Source organism: Companilactobacillus furfuricola, from assembly GCF_003946325.1.
GTDB lineage: Bacteria > Bacillota > Bacilli > Lactobacillales > Lactobacillaceae > Companilactobacillus > Companilactobacillus furfuricola.
In genome coordinates this window covers 1-16,218 of sequence record NZ_RHNT01000050.1, presented here as the reverse complement: position 1 = coordinate 16,218, position 16,218 = coordinate 1, and the positions used below count along the sequence as shown (strand labels likewise).

The window sequence follows — 16,218 nt, the reverse complement described above, 5'->3', positions numbered from 1 at the left end:
TGCACCTTTCACTAAGCTCCTTCGTCGCCAAGTGAAATTTCACCACTGAGGTCTGTATCCCCGGGCCCCTCCGTCTAAATAGTGACATAATCCCCCCCTTTTTTTTGTTTTACCGATTTATTTTGTGCAAATTGGCACTGTTTGCTCGTCCTATTTCTCACATGTCTATCTCAGGTTCCATCTATTCTGGTGGGGAGTAGGAGCTTCCTTTGCTTGTTAGGATATATTCTCTTTCTAGATTACTGACTCTTTGCTCGGTTCGCGGGACTTTGCTCCGCTCATATTTGTTTCCTGACTTACATTGCTGTTGTGAGCTTTATTTTTTTGCGGATTTGATAAGATCATATACTTTTGCTCTTCTTTTGCTTTTGCTTCTTGCTCGCGTGCTCGTTCCTCACACTCTTGTCTGGTTCTTATGTTTTCTTCTCTGTTTATTTTTTTCGAATTTTTTTCTGGGGTTATAATGTAATTGTGAATCTTTTAACTTTTATGAGGAGGCATTTGTTATGGCTGTTTTTGATGAATCTATGAAGATGGATGTTTTGAAGGATTTGATTTCTTTTAAGACTGTTAATGGACATGAGAAGGTGGCGGCGGATTATTTGGTTGATTTGTTTGACCGTTATGGTATTTCAGCTAAGCTTTTGAATGTTGCTGGTGATCGTTGCAACTTGGTGGCTGAAATTGGCTCTGGTGCTCCTATTTTGGGATTTACTGGGCATTTGGATGTTGTTGATGCTGGAGATCTTGGTTTGTGGAAGTCGGATCCTTTTTCTTTGACTGAGTCTGATGGTGTTTTGTATGGTCGTGGTGTTGCTGATATGAAGGCTGGGGTTGCGGCTTTTGTTATTGCTATGATCGAGCTTAAGGAAGCTGGGTTGCCTCAGGTTGGGACTGTCCGTTTGCTGCTTACTTTTGGTGAGGAGATCGGTGAAGAAGGTTCTGCTGCGGTTGCTGCTGATGGCTTGATGGATGATGTTGATGGGCTGGTTGTTGGTGAACCTACTGGTTTTAATATTGCTTATTCGCAAAAGGGTTCGATGGATATTAAGTTTTCTTCTAAAGGGAAGGCTGCTCATAGTTCGATGCCTCAGTTAGGTTTTAATGCGATCGATCCTTTGATGAATTTGTTGACTGAAGCTAATGGTGTTTTTCGTTCGCATGAAAAAGCTATGGATTCGATGGGACCTTTGATTTTTAATGTGACTACTATTAATGGTGGGACACAGGTTAATTCGATCCCCGATGATGCTGAAGCTGAGGTTAATGTGCGGACGGTTCCTGAATTTGATAATGAGCAGATTAAGGATTTATTGAGTGAACTGGTTGAGAAATATAATCAGCAAGGTGCTCATATTAGTTTTGAGATGTTTATGGATGAAGGTCCCGTTGCATCTACGAAAGACAATCAGTTGGTTGAATTAGCTCAGGAGCTTATGAAGCCTTATATTAAGGGAGATGTTGCCTACTTGAATGATTTGTTCAAGGATATTCAAAAGACGCTCCAAATGGCTAAAAAGGGTGATTTACTGATCGTGGTTAGTCCTGGTATTACTGATGCTTCTAATTTGGTAAAAAATAAGCGTGCTGACTATCCATTTATCGTGGCTGGACCTGGTAATTTGTCGCAACATGCTCCTAATGAATATTTAGCTAAACAAATGTATTTTGATTTTATCGACTTATATCAAAAATTAGCTGTGCAATTTTTGGAAAAGAATTAATAAGCGATTTTTTTAAAAAGTATTGAATGTGAATCCCGAGTTATCGGGATTTTTTGCTGAGTACCATTAAATTTTAAATTTTTATATCTATACCACTTGAAATTTTTCTGAATCTTCGGTAATATATTTTAAGTCGAAAGATGAGATGTCGGAGGGGTAGCGAAGTCTGGCTAAACGCGGCGGACTGTAAATCCGCTCCTTCGGGTTCGGTGGTTCGAATCCACTCCCCTCCATTTATTGGGTTATAGCCAAGCGGTAAGGCAACAGGTTTTGATCCTGTCATGCGCTGGTTCGAATCCAGCTAACCCAATTACAAAAAAGGACCGATAATATCGGTCCTTTTTTTTCTAAATTTGTAAGTTATACTGTATAATTTAAGTGCAGTTGTCTCTTTAAAGATTTGAAATGGAGGGCGAAAATGAAGGTTCCTGTTTATATTCAAATTCATAATCGTATCAAGAAAGAAATCGAAGAAGGTAAGTGGGCAGTAGGCGCTCGGATCCCTTCTGAGAGAAAATTGGCTGATGAATTTGACGTAAGTAGAATGACACTTCGCCAAGCCATCCAAACTCTTGTTGATGAGGGCATCTTACAACGTCAAGTCGGTTCCGGGACATACGTAGCTAGTAGCAAGGTCCAAGAGAAAATGTCTGGGACGACTAGTTTTACAGAGATCACTGAGAGCCAAGGTAAGCATCCATCCAGTAAGACCGTGTCTTACCACCTGGCTGACCCTTCATTAAGCGAGATGGAGAAGCTGCAGCTTCATGATGGCGATGAAGTTTTACGAATGGAACGGATCAGATATGCTGATAACCAACCTATTTGTTTTGAAGTGGCTACGATCCCAAGTAGTATCGTCGAAAATCTCGACAAACAAGATATTACATCGTCATTATACAAGGCGCTAGAAGAAAAGGCTGGCCTCAAACTGGGGAAGGCTAGTCAAACTGTTTCTGCTATGTTAGCATCAGAACGCATCGCTACTTTGTTGAGCGTCAAACGTGGTTCAGCTATTTTGAGATTGCGTCAAGTGACAACGCTGGACGATGGATTGCCATTCGAATACGTTCGTTCGCAATATGTTGGCGACAGATTTGAATTTTATCTAGAAAGATAGTTATTTTTTAAAAATATAGTCAAATATGAGTTATCATTAATTTATCTATTTTTTAAATATTTTCTTGGGAGTATTTTATGCAAAGTTTTATTAGGAGATATAGCATCTTTTTGATGATCTATATCGTATTTCAACCGGTGTTAGATGCTATTACCGGGGTAATGACTAAGGCACATATCGATGTAACGTTTGGTGTTTTAGTCAGAATGTTAGTAATGGCTGTTACGGTAGTTTTTTTGCTAATGTATTTGTTACTCAACCGAAATAATAAAAAAGGCTTCCTAGTGATCGGTTATTTTGTGATTTTAGGATTAATGTCTGCTATAAGTATGTTTATTAACTACAAACAAAAGACATTATTTGTTCCTAGCTTGGAATTGACTACTTTGGCCAAGAGTTTATACTATCCGATCATGTTCTTTGGTTACTTTTATGCTTTTGAAGAATTGCATCGAGATGGCATTCTCAACAAGTATTTTCCAAAAGTTGTTTTTTACGCAGTTAATATCATTTCATTAGTTATGATCATTGCTCACTTTACTAATACTAGTTTTAGTTCTTATTCATACTACAAACTAGGCGAAAGTGGCTGGTTCTTTGCTGCTAATGAATTGAGTGCGATCGTTTCGATCTCATTCCCAATTTTGGTTTGGTACGCTACTGATCGCCTTTCTAAGGCTAAGAGATGGTATTACTGGATCACGGTGATCATTGCGATTTATTCAGCATTGTTGATCGGTACTAAGGGTGCTTTTTTGGCGGTTATCTTTGGTACGGCGATGGCACTGATCGCCGCATTTGTTCAACGGATCCGTCATCAAGGTAGTATTAAGCATCTGAACGGTATGATCGTTTTGCTGATCGCGACGTTGGTCGGGATCGGTGTTGCTTATCCGATGATGGCTGTTGCTAAAACTTCGCAACTTCACGAAGAGATGATCTATTACAAGAAGGAACGTGCTAAGACTAAGAAGGGTCTTAATAAGGACCAGAAGAAGTATGTTCAAACTAATAAGTATGTTTCTTACATTTTCAGTGGTAGGACTATTTACTTTGAAAATGCTGCTGATAATTTCAGTAAGGCCACTCCTGCACAGAAGGTGTTTGGTATGGGGTATGCTACTGATTTTAAGAAGGTTAAGAAAGCTAAACTGGTCGAGATGGACTATGTTGATATTGTCTTCCAGTTTGGTATTTTAGGATCTATTGTGTTTATGTTGCCTTTGATTGTTAGTTTTGTTTACTTGCTTGTGTTGTTCTTTAGGCATTTTGGATCGATGTGGTCGTTTAAATGGGCTATGTTGGTTTCTAGTGTGCTGTTAGGTTTTGGGATGGCACTGCTTACTGGGCATGTTATTGAGGCGCCTTCTGTAAGTATTTACTTTGTTACTTCGTTGGCTTTTGCTATGTATAATGCTCGGTTGTTTTATAAGAATAAGAAAGATCCTGTTGAATTGGATGTTATTGAATAGTTTTGTTTGACCGTTGTCTTTGGGACAGCGGTCTTTTTTTATATAGATGTAAGAGAGCTATGGCAGACAGAGGAGTTTTGCTTGGGGCGCGTTTTGTTAGTTTGTTTGGTGTTTGGGGTAGAGGTAGTAGTTTGGTTGCTACGTTCAATGCCGACTCCGGGGCCCGGGGATACAGCCACTGGAACGTGGTGGGCACATTTTGAACCAATCGAGCAAAGTGCGCTCGCTTGTTTCAAAACTGCACCTTTCTCTAAGCTCCTTCGTCGCCAAGAGAAATTTCACCACTGAGGGCTGTATCCCCGGGCCCCTCCGTCTAGATAGAGACATTAATCCCCCCTTTGGTTGAGATTTACCGATTTATTTTGTGCAAATTGGCACTTTTTGCGCGTCCTATTTCTCACATGTCTATCTCAGGTTTTATCTATTCTGGTGGGAGTAGGTGCTTCCTTGTTTTGTTGTGGTCCTTTCTCTGTTTGAATCAATGATCTCTTTCTCGGTTCGCGGGACCTTGCTCCGCTCATTTTGTTTCCTGACTTACATTGCTGTTGTTGTCTTTATTGATTTGTTAGTTATATAAGAGCAGGTATATTTTTTGTTCTCTGACTTTCGCTTCTTGCTCGCGTGCTCGTTCCTTGCACTCTTGACTGGTTCTGGTGCTTTCTTTTTTTCTCTATTTATTTGTTTCTGGCTCTTGTGCTTGCTTCGCTTACACACTCGCTCGTTTTTTTGAATTAGTTTGCAACTTTTTTGATTTTTTTATGTATGCGCTTTTACTGATTTAATCGTATTTATAGCTTGTTCATAATAAAAATCTAATCATCATCATTAATAAATCACTTGATATTTGATTGCCTACATGCTAAATTATTTCTGGAAACAAAAGTTAGTACAACTAGAGGAGGAGACGACATGAAAAAATCTCTCAAGTATTCAGGGCTTGCCGCCGCTACCTTAATAGCTGTCGCACCTGTTGCAGCACCAATCTTTAATGCTTCTTCGGTGGTTCCTACTGCCGAACAGAAGGCCGATGCTAGTTATAGCAAGGCTACTCAAGAAGATGCTTACAACACTTTTGATGCAACTTTTAAAAACTACAATAATGCCACTCAGGCTGATTTTGTTTACGGTGCTGGATTTGCGTTTTTGAATCCTAGTAATCGTTATACTTATTCGGCGGAATTGTTGAATGGTATTTTAAGACCTTTGCATCCGCAATATCAATCGATGATCAATGATTTGGATGTTGTGGCTTTGCTTAATACTATTGTGTTCGTGGTGGTTCCTGCTGATGGGCAATCGATCTCGGAATGGCGTGATGATATGCTGGCTGCTGGACAACACGGTGGTTCGGTTAATTATCGGATCGTTGGTTTGCCGATGTCGACGATTAAGGATCATACTTTATGGTCTAACCAACAGCTGGTTAAATATTTTGAGCCGGTGGAACTTAATGGTAAGCCGTTAGATAAGACGGTTTATGCTAAGACTGAGGTGGCTCAACAAGAGATCCATGCTATGAATATTAATTTTGAAACTCCGGTCGATGGCTATGTTGGTCAAAATAAATCGGATTTTGGGACTACTGGTAAATATCCAATTTCGATCAAAGATAATTTAGGTAATAAGGTTGATCCTCAAAATGTTACTTCGACTTTTTATAACGGTTTAGACTTAGCTACGATTATTAATGCTTCTACGTTGCCTAAGGCTGGGACTGTTGTTCAGAAGATGACGATTAAGTTTAACCGTAACGAATATAACGATTTGTTCAATGACTTGGATCAAATTACGATTAATGGCGAAACTTACAGTGGTGGTTTGTTATCGAAGGTTTGGGACAAGATCGGTAATACATTGACTTTGACTCGTGTGATCAATGTTGGTCTGGATAATTGGTCTGATTCTGACGTGAACGGTGTGGTTACTACTCCGATCAAGGATATGAGCGACAATAATATTGTTACTCACTTGTACGATGGCAAGGGTAATAAAGTGGTCGGTCGTGCCTTGGCACAAGGTTCCGATTGGTATACCGATACGAAACGGGTCAATAATAATACTGGTGAAGTGATGTATCGTGTTTCAACTAATGAGTGGGTGAAGGCTGCTGATGTTTCTTATGCTGATAAGGACACTGATGTTGATACTGGCGATTCATCTGGCTTAACTAATATTACTGACCTTCCAGCAGGTTCTAAGGTTAGTTTAGACGGCCCAGCTGGCTTTGTGTATTCATTGTTCACAACTGATGGAAAAGCTGCTACTCGTGGCTTAGCTGGCGATACAGCATGGCTCACAGATAAGCAAGCTACTGATAAAGAAGGTAACACTTACTACTGTGTTTCTACGGATGAGTGGATCAAGAATGGATCGGGGGTTAACTTTGGGTAATTCTCAATACTAATTTTTTCTCAAAATTGTAATTCTTAGGTATTTTTCATGTGATAGGAAGTTATCCGCAATTGATGTTGATCATTTGCGGATTTTTTTGGATCACGCAAAAAAGCTTCCGTTCAGGGTTTGATCCCGTTCGGAAGCTTTTTGATTATTTCTTGATGATGTTTTTCTTTTGTGTTTTTTTGATTAAATGTAAATATTTGGGAATGGCCATCATTCGACCGATCCTCGTTGGTTCTTTGATCAGACGGTAAAACCACTCGAGGCTGAGTTTTTGGACTAATTTGGGTGCTCTTTTTTTCGTTCCCGAGAAGACGTCAAAACTGCCGCCAACGCCGATCCAAATAGCATCTGTATTATTGCGGTATTTATTAATGAAATATTCTTGTTTAGGTGAACCTAGAGCCACTAGGACGATATTTGGTTGTTTTTCTTCGATTTGGTGAGCTATTTCAGCTTCATCTTTAAAGTAACCGTCATGATAGCCGACTAGATCGATATTTTTGAATTCGTTTTTTATTCTGTCAGCTGAGGCTTTGATAACTTCTGGCTTTGCTCCCAACATGTAGAGTTTTAAACTCTTGCTGTTAGCTGTTTTGATCAAATACATTAAGGTGTCAAAGCCAGTGATGCGTTCGTGCATTGGAGTTCCGAGCATGTTTGCACCTTTAATGATGCCGATGCCGTCTGGGATGACATAGTCAGCATTATTGATGATATTTGAAAAACGGGTATTTTCCCTAGCCGATAAAACTATTTCTGGATTTGGTGTTACTATGAACTTGTTTTGGTGGTTGTCCAAATCGCTGTCGATCAAATCGTGAAATTGCTTTGCGGTGAAGTTGTCAAATTCTGTTCCCAAAATATTTATTCTATTTTTGTGCATACATATCTCCTTTACGATAATATTATACATGAGAACGATACTTTTGAGAGGTGCAATATGCGGGTCTTACACATTAATGCTGGAAATGAAGATGGAGGCGCTAGAACCTACATCATTAATTTGATGAAAGGTCAGGAGACGACTGATACAGATGCTACTTTGATGACTTTTGAAGAAGGTCCGGTGGCACGAATGGCGCGGGACAATGGCTTGAACGTTGTTGTCATGCCACAAAGACGTCAGATCGATCTGTCTATTTTGACTCCTTTGGTGTCTTACATTAATAGCCACCAGATCGATATCGTCCATACTCATGGACCAAGAGCTAATTTTATCTTGTCTTTGATCAGAAATCGGATCGATGCCACTTGGGTGACGACGGTCCATTCAGATCCTCGGATCGACTTTTCAGGCTTGAAGGGAAAAGTTTTTTTGAAATTGAATGTGCGAGCTTTGAAGCAAGCTGATTTTATTTTTTATATGAATCCTAGTTTGGTCAGTTATTTTGATTCGCTCCGTATTCCTAAGCGAAAGCTGTGCGAAGTTTTCAACGCTATCGATTTCAAGCAAGCTATCCCGGAGCCGAGACGCCAGAAGCAATTTAGTTTGTTAATGGTCGCTCGTTTGGTTGAAGTGAAGAACCATGAATTGATGCTCAATGCTTTGTCCAAAGTCGATTTTGACTTTCGGATGGTCTTTGTCGGTGACGGTCCTTTAATGTCACAGTTGAAGCAAAGAGCCAATACCTTGAGACTTCACGATAAGGTCAAGTTCGTAGGCTTTCACGAGAATACCGGCGATTACTACGATGAATGCGATGTTTCAGTTTTGACATCGAATTCGGAGAGTTTACCTACGGTATACTTAGAATCGGCTTTACATGGTCGACCTGTTATCGCAACCAACGTCGGTGCTACCGACAAAGTCATTAATGATAAAACTGGTTGGTTAGTGGAACCAAATAATTTGTCGCAATTAGTGACAGCGTTGAATGAGGCTCATCAAGCTTACCAAGCAGATGAACTGGATCCAAAAGGTATGGAATTGTACCAGGAAACAAAAGAAAATTATTCAATTGAAAGACTAGCTGAAGCTGTAAATAGGGGATATGAGACAGTTTTAAAGGCTTAGTCAAAGTAAAGTGGTAAAATGAAAAAAATTACCAAAAATAAGGGAGAAATGATGACTCAAAATTTGGATCGTGATCTTACTTTACATACGGATTATTATGAATTAAATATGATGTATACATACTGGAAGAAGGGAATCCACAATCGTCGGACAGTGTTTGAATGCTACTTTAGAAAATTGCCATTTGATAACGGTTATGCAATTTTTGCAGGGTTGGAACATGTGGTCGATTACTTGAAAGCTTTGAAGTTTTCCGATGACGACATTGATTACTTACGTGAATATGGGGAATTTGACGAAGAATTTTTGCGTTGGCTCAAGGATTTCACTTTCAGTTGTACGATTCGTTCAGCACGAGAAGGAGATCTTGTGTTCAATGAAGAACCGATCTTCCAAGTAGAAGGTCCACTAGCTCAAGCAACATTGATCGAAACTGCTATTTTGAATATTATTAATTTTCAAACTTTGATCGCTACTAAAGCTGCTCGGATCAAGACAGTTTGTGGCGATAATCCGGTACTTGAGTTTGGGTCAAGACGTGCCCAAGAAATTGACGCCGCTATTTGGGGTAGCCGTGCATCATATATTGGTGGCTTTGATGCCACAAGTAATGTGTTAGCCGGTAAAATGTTTGGTATCCCAATTTCCGGAACCCATGCTCACGCCTTAGTTCAAGCTTATCAAAATGAATATGATGCCTTTATGGCCTATGCTCAGACACATAAGAATTGCGTTTTCTTAGTTGATACATACGATACCTTGAAGAGTGGGGTTCCTAGTGCTATTAGGGTCGCTAAGGAAATGGGCGATAAGATCAATTTCCAAGGTGTTCGGATCGACTCTGGTGATATGGCTTATATTTCTAAGCGTGTTCGTGAACAACTTGATGAAGCTGGTTTTAAAGACGCCAAGATCTATGCTTCAAATGATCTGGATGAGAAGACTGTCCTTAACTTGAAGATGCAAGATGCCAAGATCGATGTTTGGGGAATCGGTACGAAGAATATTACCGCTTTTGATCAACCTGCTTTAGGTGCTGTCTACAAACTAGTCAGCATCGAAGATAAAAAAGGCAACATGATGGATACTTTGAAGTTATCAAGTAATGCTGCCAAGATCTCAACACCTGGTAAGAAACAAGTTTGGCGGATCACTAATAAAGATAAGAACGACAAATCAGAGGGTGATTACGTTTCCTTATTTGACGAAGATCCTCGTAAACACAGCTCGCTATACATGTTCCACCCACAATACACATACATTAATAAAACAGTTGAAAACTTCGATGCTAAGCCATTACTAGTCGATATTTACCGTGATGGTAAATTAGTCTATGACTTACCATCCGTACAAGAGATCAGAAATTATTGCGCTGATAATTTAGACTCCCTTTGGGATGAGTATAAGCGTTTGCTGAACCCACAAATTTATCCAGTCGACTTATCATCTAAGCTTTATAGCCACCGGATGAAGTACATTGAAAAAGTCAGAAACGATGTTAACAATATTAAAGTTGGTGACAATTAGTGAGAGAATTACAGAAGAAGATTATTGAGTTTGAAAGAACACAACCACAGATCGACCCTGAACAAGAGATCAGACGTTCAGTCGATTTTTTGAAGAAATATTTATTAGATCATCCAGGTTTAAAGACTTTAGTGCTTGGTATTTCTGGCGGGCAAGATTCAACTTTGGCCGGGATGCTGTCTGAAATAGCGATGACGGAACTTCGTAAAGAGACAGGAGATCCTGATTATCAATTCGTCGCCGTTCGTTTGCCGTACGGTGAGCAAGCTGACGAGTCTGACTGCATGCAAGCTATCGAATGGATGGGAGCCGATCAAGTCGTGCGCGTTAACATTAAGAAAAGTGTTGATGAAATGGTCAATGCTATTGAGATCAACGGACTTGAGATCTCTGATTTCAACAAAGGAAATATCAAAGCTCGTGCTCGAATGATCGCTCAGTATGCTATCGCTGGAGAAAATGCTGGTGTAGTAGTTGGAACTGATCATGCCGCCGAAAACATCACTGGTTTTTATACTAAGTATGGTGATGGCGCTGCTGATGTTACGCCACTGTTTAGATTAGACAAGCGTCAAGGTCGACAAATGCTGCAACATCTAAAGGCACCTGTCAATCTTTATGAGAAAACTCCTACTGCTGATCTAGAAGAAGATCGACCAAGTTTGCCTGATGAAAAAGCCTTAGGCGTGTCTTACAAATATATTGACGACTACCTTGAGGGTAAAGATGTCCCTGATGAGGCTGCGGAAACGATCGAAGGCTGGTTCAAGAGAACTGCCCATAAACGGAGACAACCTTACACAGTATTTGATGAACAAGATTAATATCCCACGTTAGAACATTCGAATTTTCGAATGTTCTTTTTTTTTATTTATAGACAAATGATAAAATATTTCATAAGAAAGAGGTGCCAACTATGAACGAAACTATTCAATTAATGAACCCTCAAGTAGTTGCTATTAAACAACAAGAGATTTTTAAATTTAATGCTATTGCTAAAGCCAAAGATCACGTTATTAATATGACTGTAGGGGAGCCTAGTTTTAATACTCCTGATCATATCAAAATGGCGGCGATTAAAGCGATAATTGACGATAATACCCGTTATACAGTTCCCGAAGGAGATCACAAGTTGCTCCAAGCTGCTTCAAAATATTTTGCCCAAAAATATGACTTGCACTTTGATCCGGAGACTGAAATGATCACTACTTTAGGTGTGACCGAAGGTGTTTTTTCAACTTTGAATGCTTTACTTGATGAAGGGGATGAAGTCTTGATCCCATCGCCTTGTTTTACGATTTATGGACCAGATGTCAATTTCGACCATTCCAAGCCACTTTATCTAGATACCTCTACAACAAATTTTAAAGTTGATCCGCAAATTTTAGACGAAATTTTGAGCACACACCCACAAATCAAAGTATTTTTGTTTAATTATCCAAATAATCCGACTGGAGTAACTTATAATAAAAAAGAACTGGAAAAGCTGGCCGCTGTTTTGAAAAAATATAGCGTCTTTGTCATCAGCGATGAAATTTATAGTGAGCTCACTTATGGGACGAAGCACTTTGCCTTTGCTAAGCTTCTACCTGAGCAAACAATCACTTTGAATGGATTATCCAAATCGCATGCGATGACCGGCTGGCGGATTGGTCTTTGCTGCGGTCCCGCAAATGTTATTTCACAAATAAATAAGATCCATGAGTTGGCTACAACATCAGTGACGACTATTTCCCAAGCAGCAGCGATCGAAGCTTATGAAAATGGGATGGACGATCCGATCGAAATGAGGAAATCCTATCAAAAAAGGCGTGATATTTTGTATGCTGGCTTGACCAAACTAGGATTTGAGTGTCCATTTCCTGATGGAGCATTTTATTTATTTGCCAAGATACCAGAAATATTCAATCAAAACGATGTTGAATTTGCTCACGAGCTTTTGGACCAATATGACCTAGCGATCCTACCGGGAAGCTTTTTTGGAATAGGTGGATCAGGTTACTTACGATTGAGTTATGCTGCTAGCCAAGAACAGATCGAAGCTGGTTTGGCTAAATTGGAACAATACCTAGTCGACCATTCAGTTTAAAGAACATTTATTGAGGAGATACTATGATAAGCAAGTTTCAAAAAGTGATCAGCTGGATCATTTTAGTATGTGTAGCGATTTATACATCAGTCGTTTTTATCCAAATGTGGCAAAATTATTTTGATCATTACCTTGCGGTTGATACGGTCAAAAATGTTGCACTCTTGGTTATTGCTTTTTTGATGGTTTTAATGATCGGCTATTTTTTGACACGGATCAGCACTGAAGATGTCAAATTGAATGCAATGGTATTGATCACATTGCTAGCGATATTTGCAATAATGGCGATTTTTTGGATCAATTCCTTACCGCCAGAGCAAGTCAGCGATTTTCATAAATTTTGGTTTACAGCACCGAAAGCACTTGATGGCAAAGCTATTTATGCTTTCGATAATGATTATTTTGCCAAATGGTCTTACCAAAGCGGTTTTTTGCTTTATGTGATGGCGATCGTTAAAATTTTTGGATGGCACATTGCAGCGATTCAGTATTTAAACGTGATTTATCAAGTAGTGATCTTGTTGTTAACTTATCAATTAGTCGTCAAAATTTTTGACAACATTAAAATGGCACGTTTGTCAGTCTTGTTATTGATGATCAATCTTGATTGGTTTGCCTTGAATAGTCAGGCTGATAACCAGTATTTAGGATCGATGTTATTTTTACTGACATTTTATTTGATCCTACAAGATAAGTATTGGACTTATATTTTAGCTGGTATAACGTTAGCGCTTGGTGCGATCATTCGGCCAATTGGACCGGTTATAATTGCGGGTATTATCGTATTTATTATCTTTTATATGTTATTGAAACAAAACAAATTCCATTGGTCTGCATTAGGAAAATTAGCGATCGTGATCGGTTTATATTTGCTGATTTTTAATAGTGCCAGTGCTCTAGTGAAGTCTAGCGGATTTAACGCTTACGGATTGAGCAATCGCGACTCTGAATGGAAGTTTGTTATCGGACTCTCAGAACGAAATTATGGTCAATACGACCAGGCGCTGGTTAACCAATTTGATTTGCATGATAGCCGCGCCAAAATGAGTAAGCAAGAACATCAAGTGATCAGAGAAAATATCGATAATATTAAAAAGGATAATCGCTGGATCAAGCTTTTTTGGCAGAAAAATGCCATTTTATGGGCTAAAGAATCTAATTCCATTAGCTTCACTAGCATCAATGTTAACCATTCAGCAAATACCGTTAAGTGGGTCACGTATTTAGGATATGTCGGCTCGATCATTTTGATCATCTTTTCCTTCATCGGTTCATTGCGATTGTTTAAATTTAACTTTAATAATGGAATATTTCTGCTGTTATTGCCACTTATGGCTTATGTAATAGTACAATTGTTAATTGAGGTACAAGGACGATACCGGATCGAATTTATCCCAATACTATCGGTCATTGGTAGCGTCGGATTATATTCGATCTGTAGTTGGATCAAGTCAAAATGGAGTGGCAGAAATGACAGAAGCGTTTAAGTTAGGGATCGTAGTTCCTTGCTATAATGAAGAAGAAGTTCTTCCTGAAACTACCAAAGAATTAACCGAGATCATCGAACAATTAGTAAATACTCAGAAGATAACTAATGACAGCAAGATCATTTTCGTTGATGACGGCAGTAAAGATAAGACTTGGGAAATGATCGATGGTTATTCTCAGTCGAATAATTTTGTTTCCGGTGTGAAGTTGAGCCGTAACTTTGGACATCAAGGGGCACTGCTCGCTGGTGTTACTAGTGCCTCTAAATCTTGCGATGCGGTCGTAACGATCGATGCTGATTTGCAAGATGATGTGAATGCAATTATTAAAATGGTCGACGAGTTTATCGATGGAGCAGAAGTCGTCTACGGAGTCCGCAATAATCGTGACACCGATAGTGCTTTTAAACGAAATACGGCTGAATCGTTCTATAAATTCATGGAAATCTTAGGAGTTAAATTAGTGCCCGATTCCGCAGATTTTCGTCTGATGAGCAAGCGTGCCTGTGAAGTCTTGCTCAGCTATAAGGAGACTAACTTGTTTCTACGTGGAATCGTACCAATGGTCGGATTTAAATCGGCTAAGGTCTACTATGCCCGTAAAGAAAGATTTGCCGGCACATCGAAATACCCGTTGCGGAAGATGCTGCGTTTAGCCATTAATGGGATCACTTCGTTTTCAATCGTTCCGATCAAAATGATCATGGGACTTGGTTTTTTGATTGTGCTTGTCAGCATTGCATTGTTGATCTATACGATCGTGCAAAAGATCCATGGCAATGTTGTTACTGGTTGGTCATCGATGATGATTTCAATTTGGGCTCTAGGCGGTGTACAATTAATTTGTATTAGCGTTATCGGCGAATACGTTGGTAAGATCTTTAGCGAAGTCAAGCATCGTCCACGTTTCACGATCGAACGCGACATTTATACGGAAAAAACTTTAAAAGAAAATAAAACGAGGTAAGTTATGAATCCAGCACAAAGAAGAGCGGTTCAATATTCGCAAGTTATTAGTAAAGTAGTTTCGACAATTGAAGAAAATCAAGATCTTTTAAATCCAGAATTTGAAATTTTACGTAAGGCTTTGGACCGCGATCAAGTTAACAAAGTTGATCCGATCAGATACAAGCGTTACATGCATGATTTTGAAAAGGGTACTGACGATTATCAAAAACTCGCAGCTCAATTGAAAAAAGCTAAGGCACCAGCACGTTTGATGGGAACACACTTGTCACTAGTTTCTACTTTCAATAAATACGTTGACGGTTGCCAAATGATGTCTGACAGTATCAAAGAAGATCAAACGATCGACCGTCAAAAATTCGACGATGCTGAGAAGATCCAAGACGAGAACATGGATAAATTTTCAAAACTAATGCAAAAGTTGACTCAGCTAGGCTAAAATGACCGACGAGCAACTAACGCAACTAATCAAAAAGGTTTCCCAAGAATATTTTGGGAAACCTTTTATTCATCACGCTAATTTCAATCCTCGTTTAAAGACTACTGGTGGTAGATTTCATTTAAGGGATCATCATATCGATATTAATCCCAAAATGCTAGAAGTTTTTGGAATGGAGACGTTGATCGGCGTTATTAAGCATGAGTTGTGCCATTATCATTTATACAATGCGGGATTGCCTTCACAACATCGTGATCGTCAGTTCAAAATACTGTTAAAACAAGTCGGTGGCCTGCGTTTTGCACCGAGTTTAAAACGGCAGAGTCATAAAATAATTCATGTTTATCAGTGCAGTAAATGTGGACGGATTTATCAACGGGTCCGTAAGCTTGATACTAGGCGCTATGTTTGTGGCAAGTGCCGCGGTAAACTGAAATTCGTAAAGGATCTGAAATTGACTAAATAGGGAACGATTTTCATGTTTATCACAAAAAAATTAATTTAGTTCTTGATAATCGTTTTCTGTTTGTGTAAAATATATCTTGTTTGTTGCGGGTATGGCGGAATTGGCAGACGCGCAAGACTAAGGATCTTGTGGAGAATTATCTCCGTGGAAGTTCGAATCTTCTTACCCGCATATGGATATTTTTACATAACCTGGATGTCAATATTTTTGACGTCTAGGTTTTTTTGTTGGAGGTTGATTGCCGGTTCTGCGGGGGTTCCGGAAATATCGCTGTGGAACGGTGTGGACGTCGATTTGAGCTCCTCGAAGAAGGGCGCTTCGACGATCTCAAATACGAGTCTTCCACTAAGCTCCTTCGTCGCCAAGAGGAAACAGGTTAAGATAGGTGAGTAAGTTAATTCTTGACGGAGAATTAATTTACTCACCTTTTTTTGATAAGGTGAATGTGAGATGTACGCCGTAAGTGAAATTGGCACTTGATGCCGTAGAGGAAACTGGCCATTTCGCTAAGGTC

Annotated in this window: 14 protein-coding genes and 3 tRNA genes; 16 read left to right on the top strand and 1 reads right to left on the bottom strand. The window is 39.4% G+C overall.

Going from position 1 to position 16,218, the window contains the following annotated elements; all coding sequences use genetic code 11:
- Positions 1 to 506 precede the first annotated feature (506 nt).
- The 7 genes from EKM78_RS10340 to EKM78_RS10315 all read left to right on the top strand — a co-directional run bounded on the left by EKM78_RS10340 (position 507) and on the right by EKM78_RS10315 (position 6,707).
- On the top strand, positions 507 to 1,724 hold the full coding sequence (locus tag EKM78_RS10340; protein ID WP_125771972.1) for an ArgE/DapE family deacylase: 1,218 nt from the start codon (positions 507 to 509) through the stop codon (positions 1,722 to 1,724).
- Between the two features lie 150 nt (positions 1,725 to 1,874).
- A tRNA-Tyr gene (locus EKM78_RS10335) sits at positions 1,875 to 1,957 on the top strand.
- A gap of 5 nt (positions 1,958 to 1,962) precedes the next feature.
- A tRNA-Gln gene (locus tag EKM78_RS10330) sits at positions 1,963 to 2,034 on the top strand.
- Between the two features lie 108 nt (positions 2,035 to 2,142).
- A complete protein-coding gene (locus EKM78_RS10325; protein WP_125771970.1) occupies positions 2,143 to 2,844 on the top strand; it encodes a GntR family transcriptional regulator in 702 nt (233 codons plus the stop codon).
- Between the two features lie 77 nt (positions 2,845 to 2,921).
- Complete coding sequence (locus EKM78_RS10320) at positions 2,922 to 4,316, top strand: O-antigen ligase family protein (RefSeq protein WP_125771968.1); 1,395 nt, start codon at positions 2,922 to 2,924, stop codon at positions 4,314 to 4,316.
- A 93-nt stretch (positions 4,317 to 4,409) separates the two neighbouring features.
- Positions 4,410 to 4,604, top strand: coding sequence for a hypothetical protein (locus EKM78_RS12790; RefSeq protein WP_164507306.1), 195 nt, complete (start codon positions 4,410 to 4,412; stop codon positions 4,602 to 4,604).
- 621 nt (positions 4,605 to 5,225) lie between these two features.
- On the top strand, positions 5,226 to 6,707 hold the full coding sequence (locus EKM78_RS10315) for a hypothetical protein (protein ID WP_125771966.1): 1,482 nt from the start codon (positions 5,226 to 5,228) through the stop codon (positions 6,705 to 6,707).
- 154 nt (positions 6,708 to 6,861) lie between these two features.
- On the opposite strand, the gene EKM78_RS10310 is transcribed toward EKM78_RS10315, so the two are convergent.
- Entirely contained in the window at positions 6,862 to 7,599 is a 738-nt protein-coding gene (locus EKM78_RS10310) for a WecB/TagA/CpsF family glycosyltransferase (RefSeq protein WP_125771964.1), read from the bottom strand.
- A 57-nt stretch (positions 7,600 to 7,656) separates the two neighbouring features.
- On the opposite strand from EKM78_RS10310, the gene EKM78_RS10305 reads away from it, so the two are divergent.
- From EKM78_RS10305 to EKM78_RS10265, 9 genes are all read left to right on the top strand, one after another.
- Positions 7,657 to 8,730: a glycosyltransferase gene (locus EKM78_RS10305; protein WP_125771962.1), complete on the top strand. Its 1,074-nt coding sequence runs from the start codon at positions 7,657 to 7,659 to the stop codon at positions 8,728 to 8,730.
- A gap of 51 nt (positions 8,731 to 8,781) precedes the next feature.
- Positions 8,782 to 10,257, top strand: a complete 1,476-nt coding sequence (locus EKM78_RS10300) for a nicotinate phosphoribosyltransferase (RefSeq protein ID WP_125771974.1) — start codon at positions 8,782 to 8,784, stop codon at positions 10,255 to 10,257.
- Positions 10,257 to 11,081 carry an ammonia-dependent NAD(+) synthetase gene (gene nadE / locus EKM78_RS10295; protein ID WP_125771960.1) on the top strand — a complete coding sequence of 275 codons (825 nt, stop codon included), beginning with the start codon at positions 10,257 to 10,259 and terminating at the stop codon, positions 11,079 to 11,081. Before EKM78_RS10300 ends, nadE begins: the two co-directional genes overlap by 1 nt.
- Positions 11,082 to 11,173: 92 nt before the next feature.
- Positions 11,174 to 12,346 (top strand): aminotransferase class I/II-fold pyridoxal phosphate-dependent enzyme, encoded by a 1,173-nt coding sequence (locus tag EKM78_RS10290; RefSeq protein ID WP_125771958.1) that lies wholly within the window; start codon positions 11,174 to 11,176, stop codon positions 12,344 to 12,346.
- A gap of 23 nt (positions 12,347 to 12,369) precedes the next feature.
- Entirely contained in the window at positions 12,370 to 13,833 is a 1,464-nt protein-coding gene (locus EKM78_RS10285; protein ID WP_125771956.1) for a hypothetical protein, read from the top strand.
- Positions 13,817 to 14,800, top strand: coding sequence for a glycosyltransferase family 2 protein (locus tag EKM78_RS10280; protein WP_125771954.1), 984 nt, complete (start codon positions 13,817 to 13,819; stop codon positions 14,798 to 14,800). The genes EKM78_RS10285 and EKM78_RS10280 overlap by 17 nt, the downstream gene beginning before the upstream one ends.
- A gap of 3 nt (positions 14,801 to 14,803) precedes the next feature.
- Complete coding sequence (locus EKM78_RS10275; protein ID WP_125771952.1) at positions 14,804 to 15,238, top strand: hypothetical protein; 435 nt, start codon at positions 14,804 to 14,806, stop codon at positions 15,236 to 15,238.
- A gap of 1 nt (position 15,239) precedes the next feature.
- Positions 15,240 to 15,704, top strand: a complete 465-nt coding sequence (locus EKM78_RS10270) for a SprT family protein (RefSeq protein ID WP_125771950.1) — start codon at positions 15,240 to 15,242, stop codon at positions 15,702 to 15,704.
- 85 nt (positions 15,705 to 15,789) lie between these two features.
- Positions 15,790 to 15,875, top strand: a tRNA-Leu gene (locus tag EKM78_RS10265).
- Positions 15,876 to 16,218: the final 343 nt, after the last annotated feature.

Bases quoted from the DNA above. Each gene is read 5' to 3' on its own strand.
- EKM78_RS10340 (WP_125771972.1), top strand. From the start codon at position 507: ATGGCTGTTTTTGATGAATCTATGAAGATGGATGTTTTGAAGGATTTG.
- EKM78_RS10325 (WP_125771970.1), top strand. From the start codon at position 2,143: ATGAAGGTTCCTGTTTATATTCAAATTCATAATCGTATCAAGAAAGAA.
- EKM78_RS10320 (WP_125771968.1), top strand. From the start codon at position 2,922: ATGCAAAGTTTTATTAGGAGATATAGCATCTTTTTGATGATCTATATC.
- EKM78_RS10315 (WP_125771966.1), top strand. From the start codon at position 5,226: ATGAAAAAATCTCTCAAGTATTCAGGGCTTGCCGCCGCTACCTTAATA.
- EKM78_RS10310 (WP_125771964.1), bottom strand. From the start codon at position 7,599: ATGCACAAAAATAGAATAAATATTTTGGGAACAGAATTTGACAACTTC.
- EKM78_RS10305 (WP_125771962.1), top strand. From the start codon at position 7,657: ATGCGGGTCTTACACATTAATGCTGGAAATGAAGATGGAGGCGCTAGA.
- EKM78_RS10300 (WP_125771974.1), top strand. From the start codon at position 8,782: ATGACTCAAAATTTGGATCGTGATCTTACTTTACATACGGATTATTAT.
- EKM78_RS10290 (WP_125771958.1), top strand. From the start codon at position 11,174: ATGAACGAAACTATTCAATTAATGAACCCTCAAGTAGTTGCTATTAAA.
- EKM78_RS10285 (WP_125771956.1), top strand. From the start codon at position 12,370: ATGATAAGCAAGTTTCAAAAAGTGATCAGCTGGATCATTTTAGTATGT.
- EKM78_RS10280 (WP_125771954.1), top strand. From the start codon at position 13,817: ATGACAGAAGCGTTTAAGTTAGGGATCGTAGTTCCTTGCTATAATGAA.
- EKM78_RS10275 (WP_125771952.1), top strand. From the start codon at position 14,804: ATGAATCCAGCACAAAGAAGAGCGGTTCAATATTCGCAAGTTATTAGT.
- EKM78_RS10270 (WP_125771950.1), top strand. From the start codon at position 15,240: ATGACCGACGAGCAACTAACGCAACTAATCAAAAAGGTTTCCCAAGAA.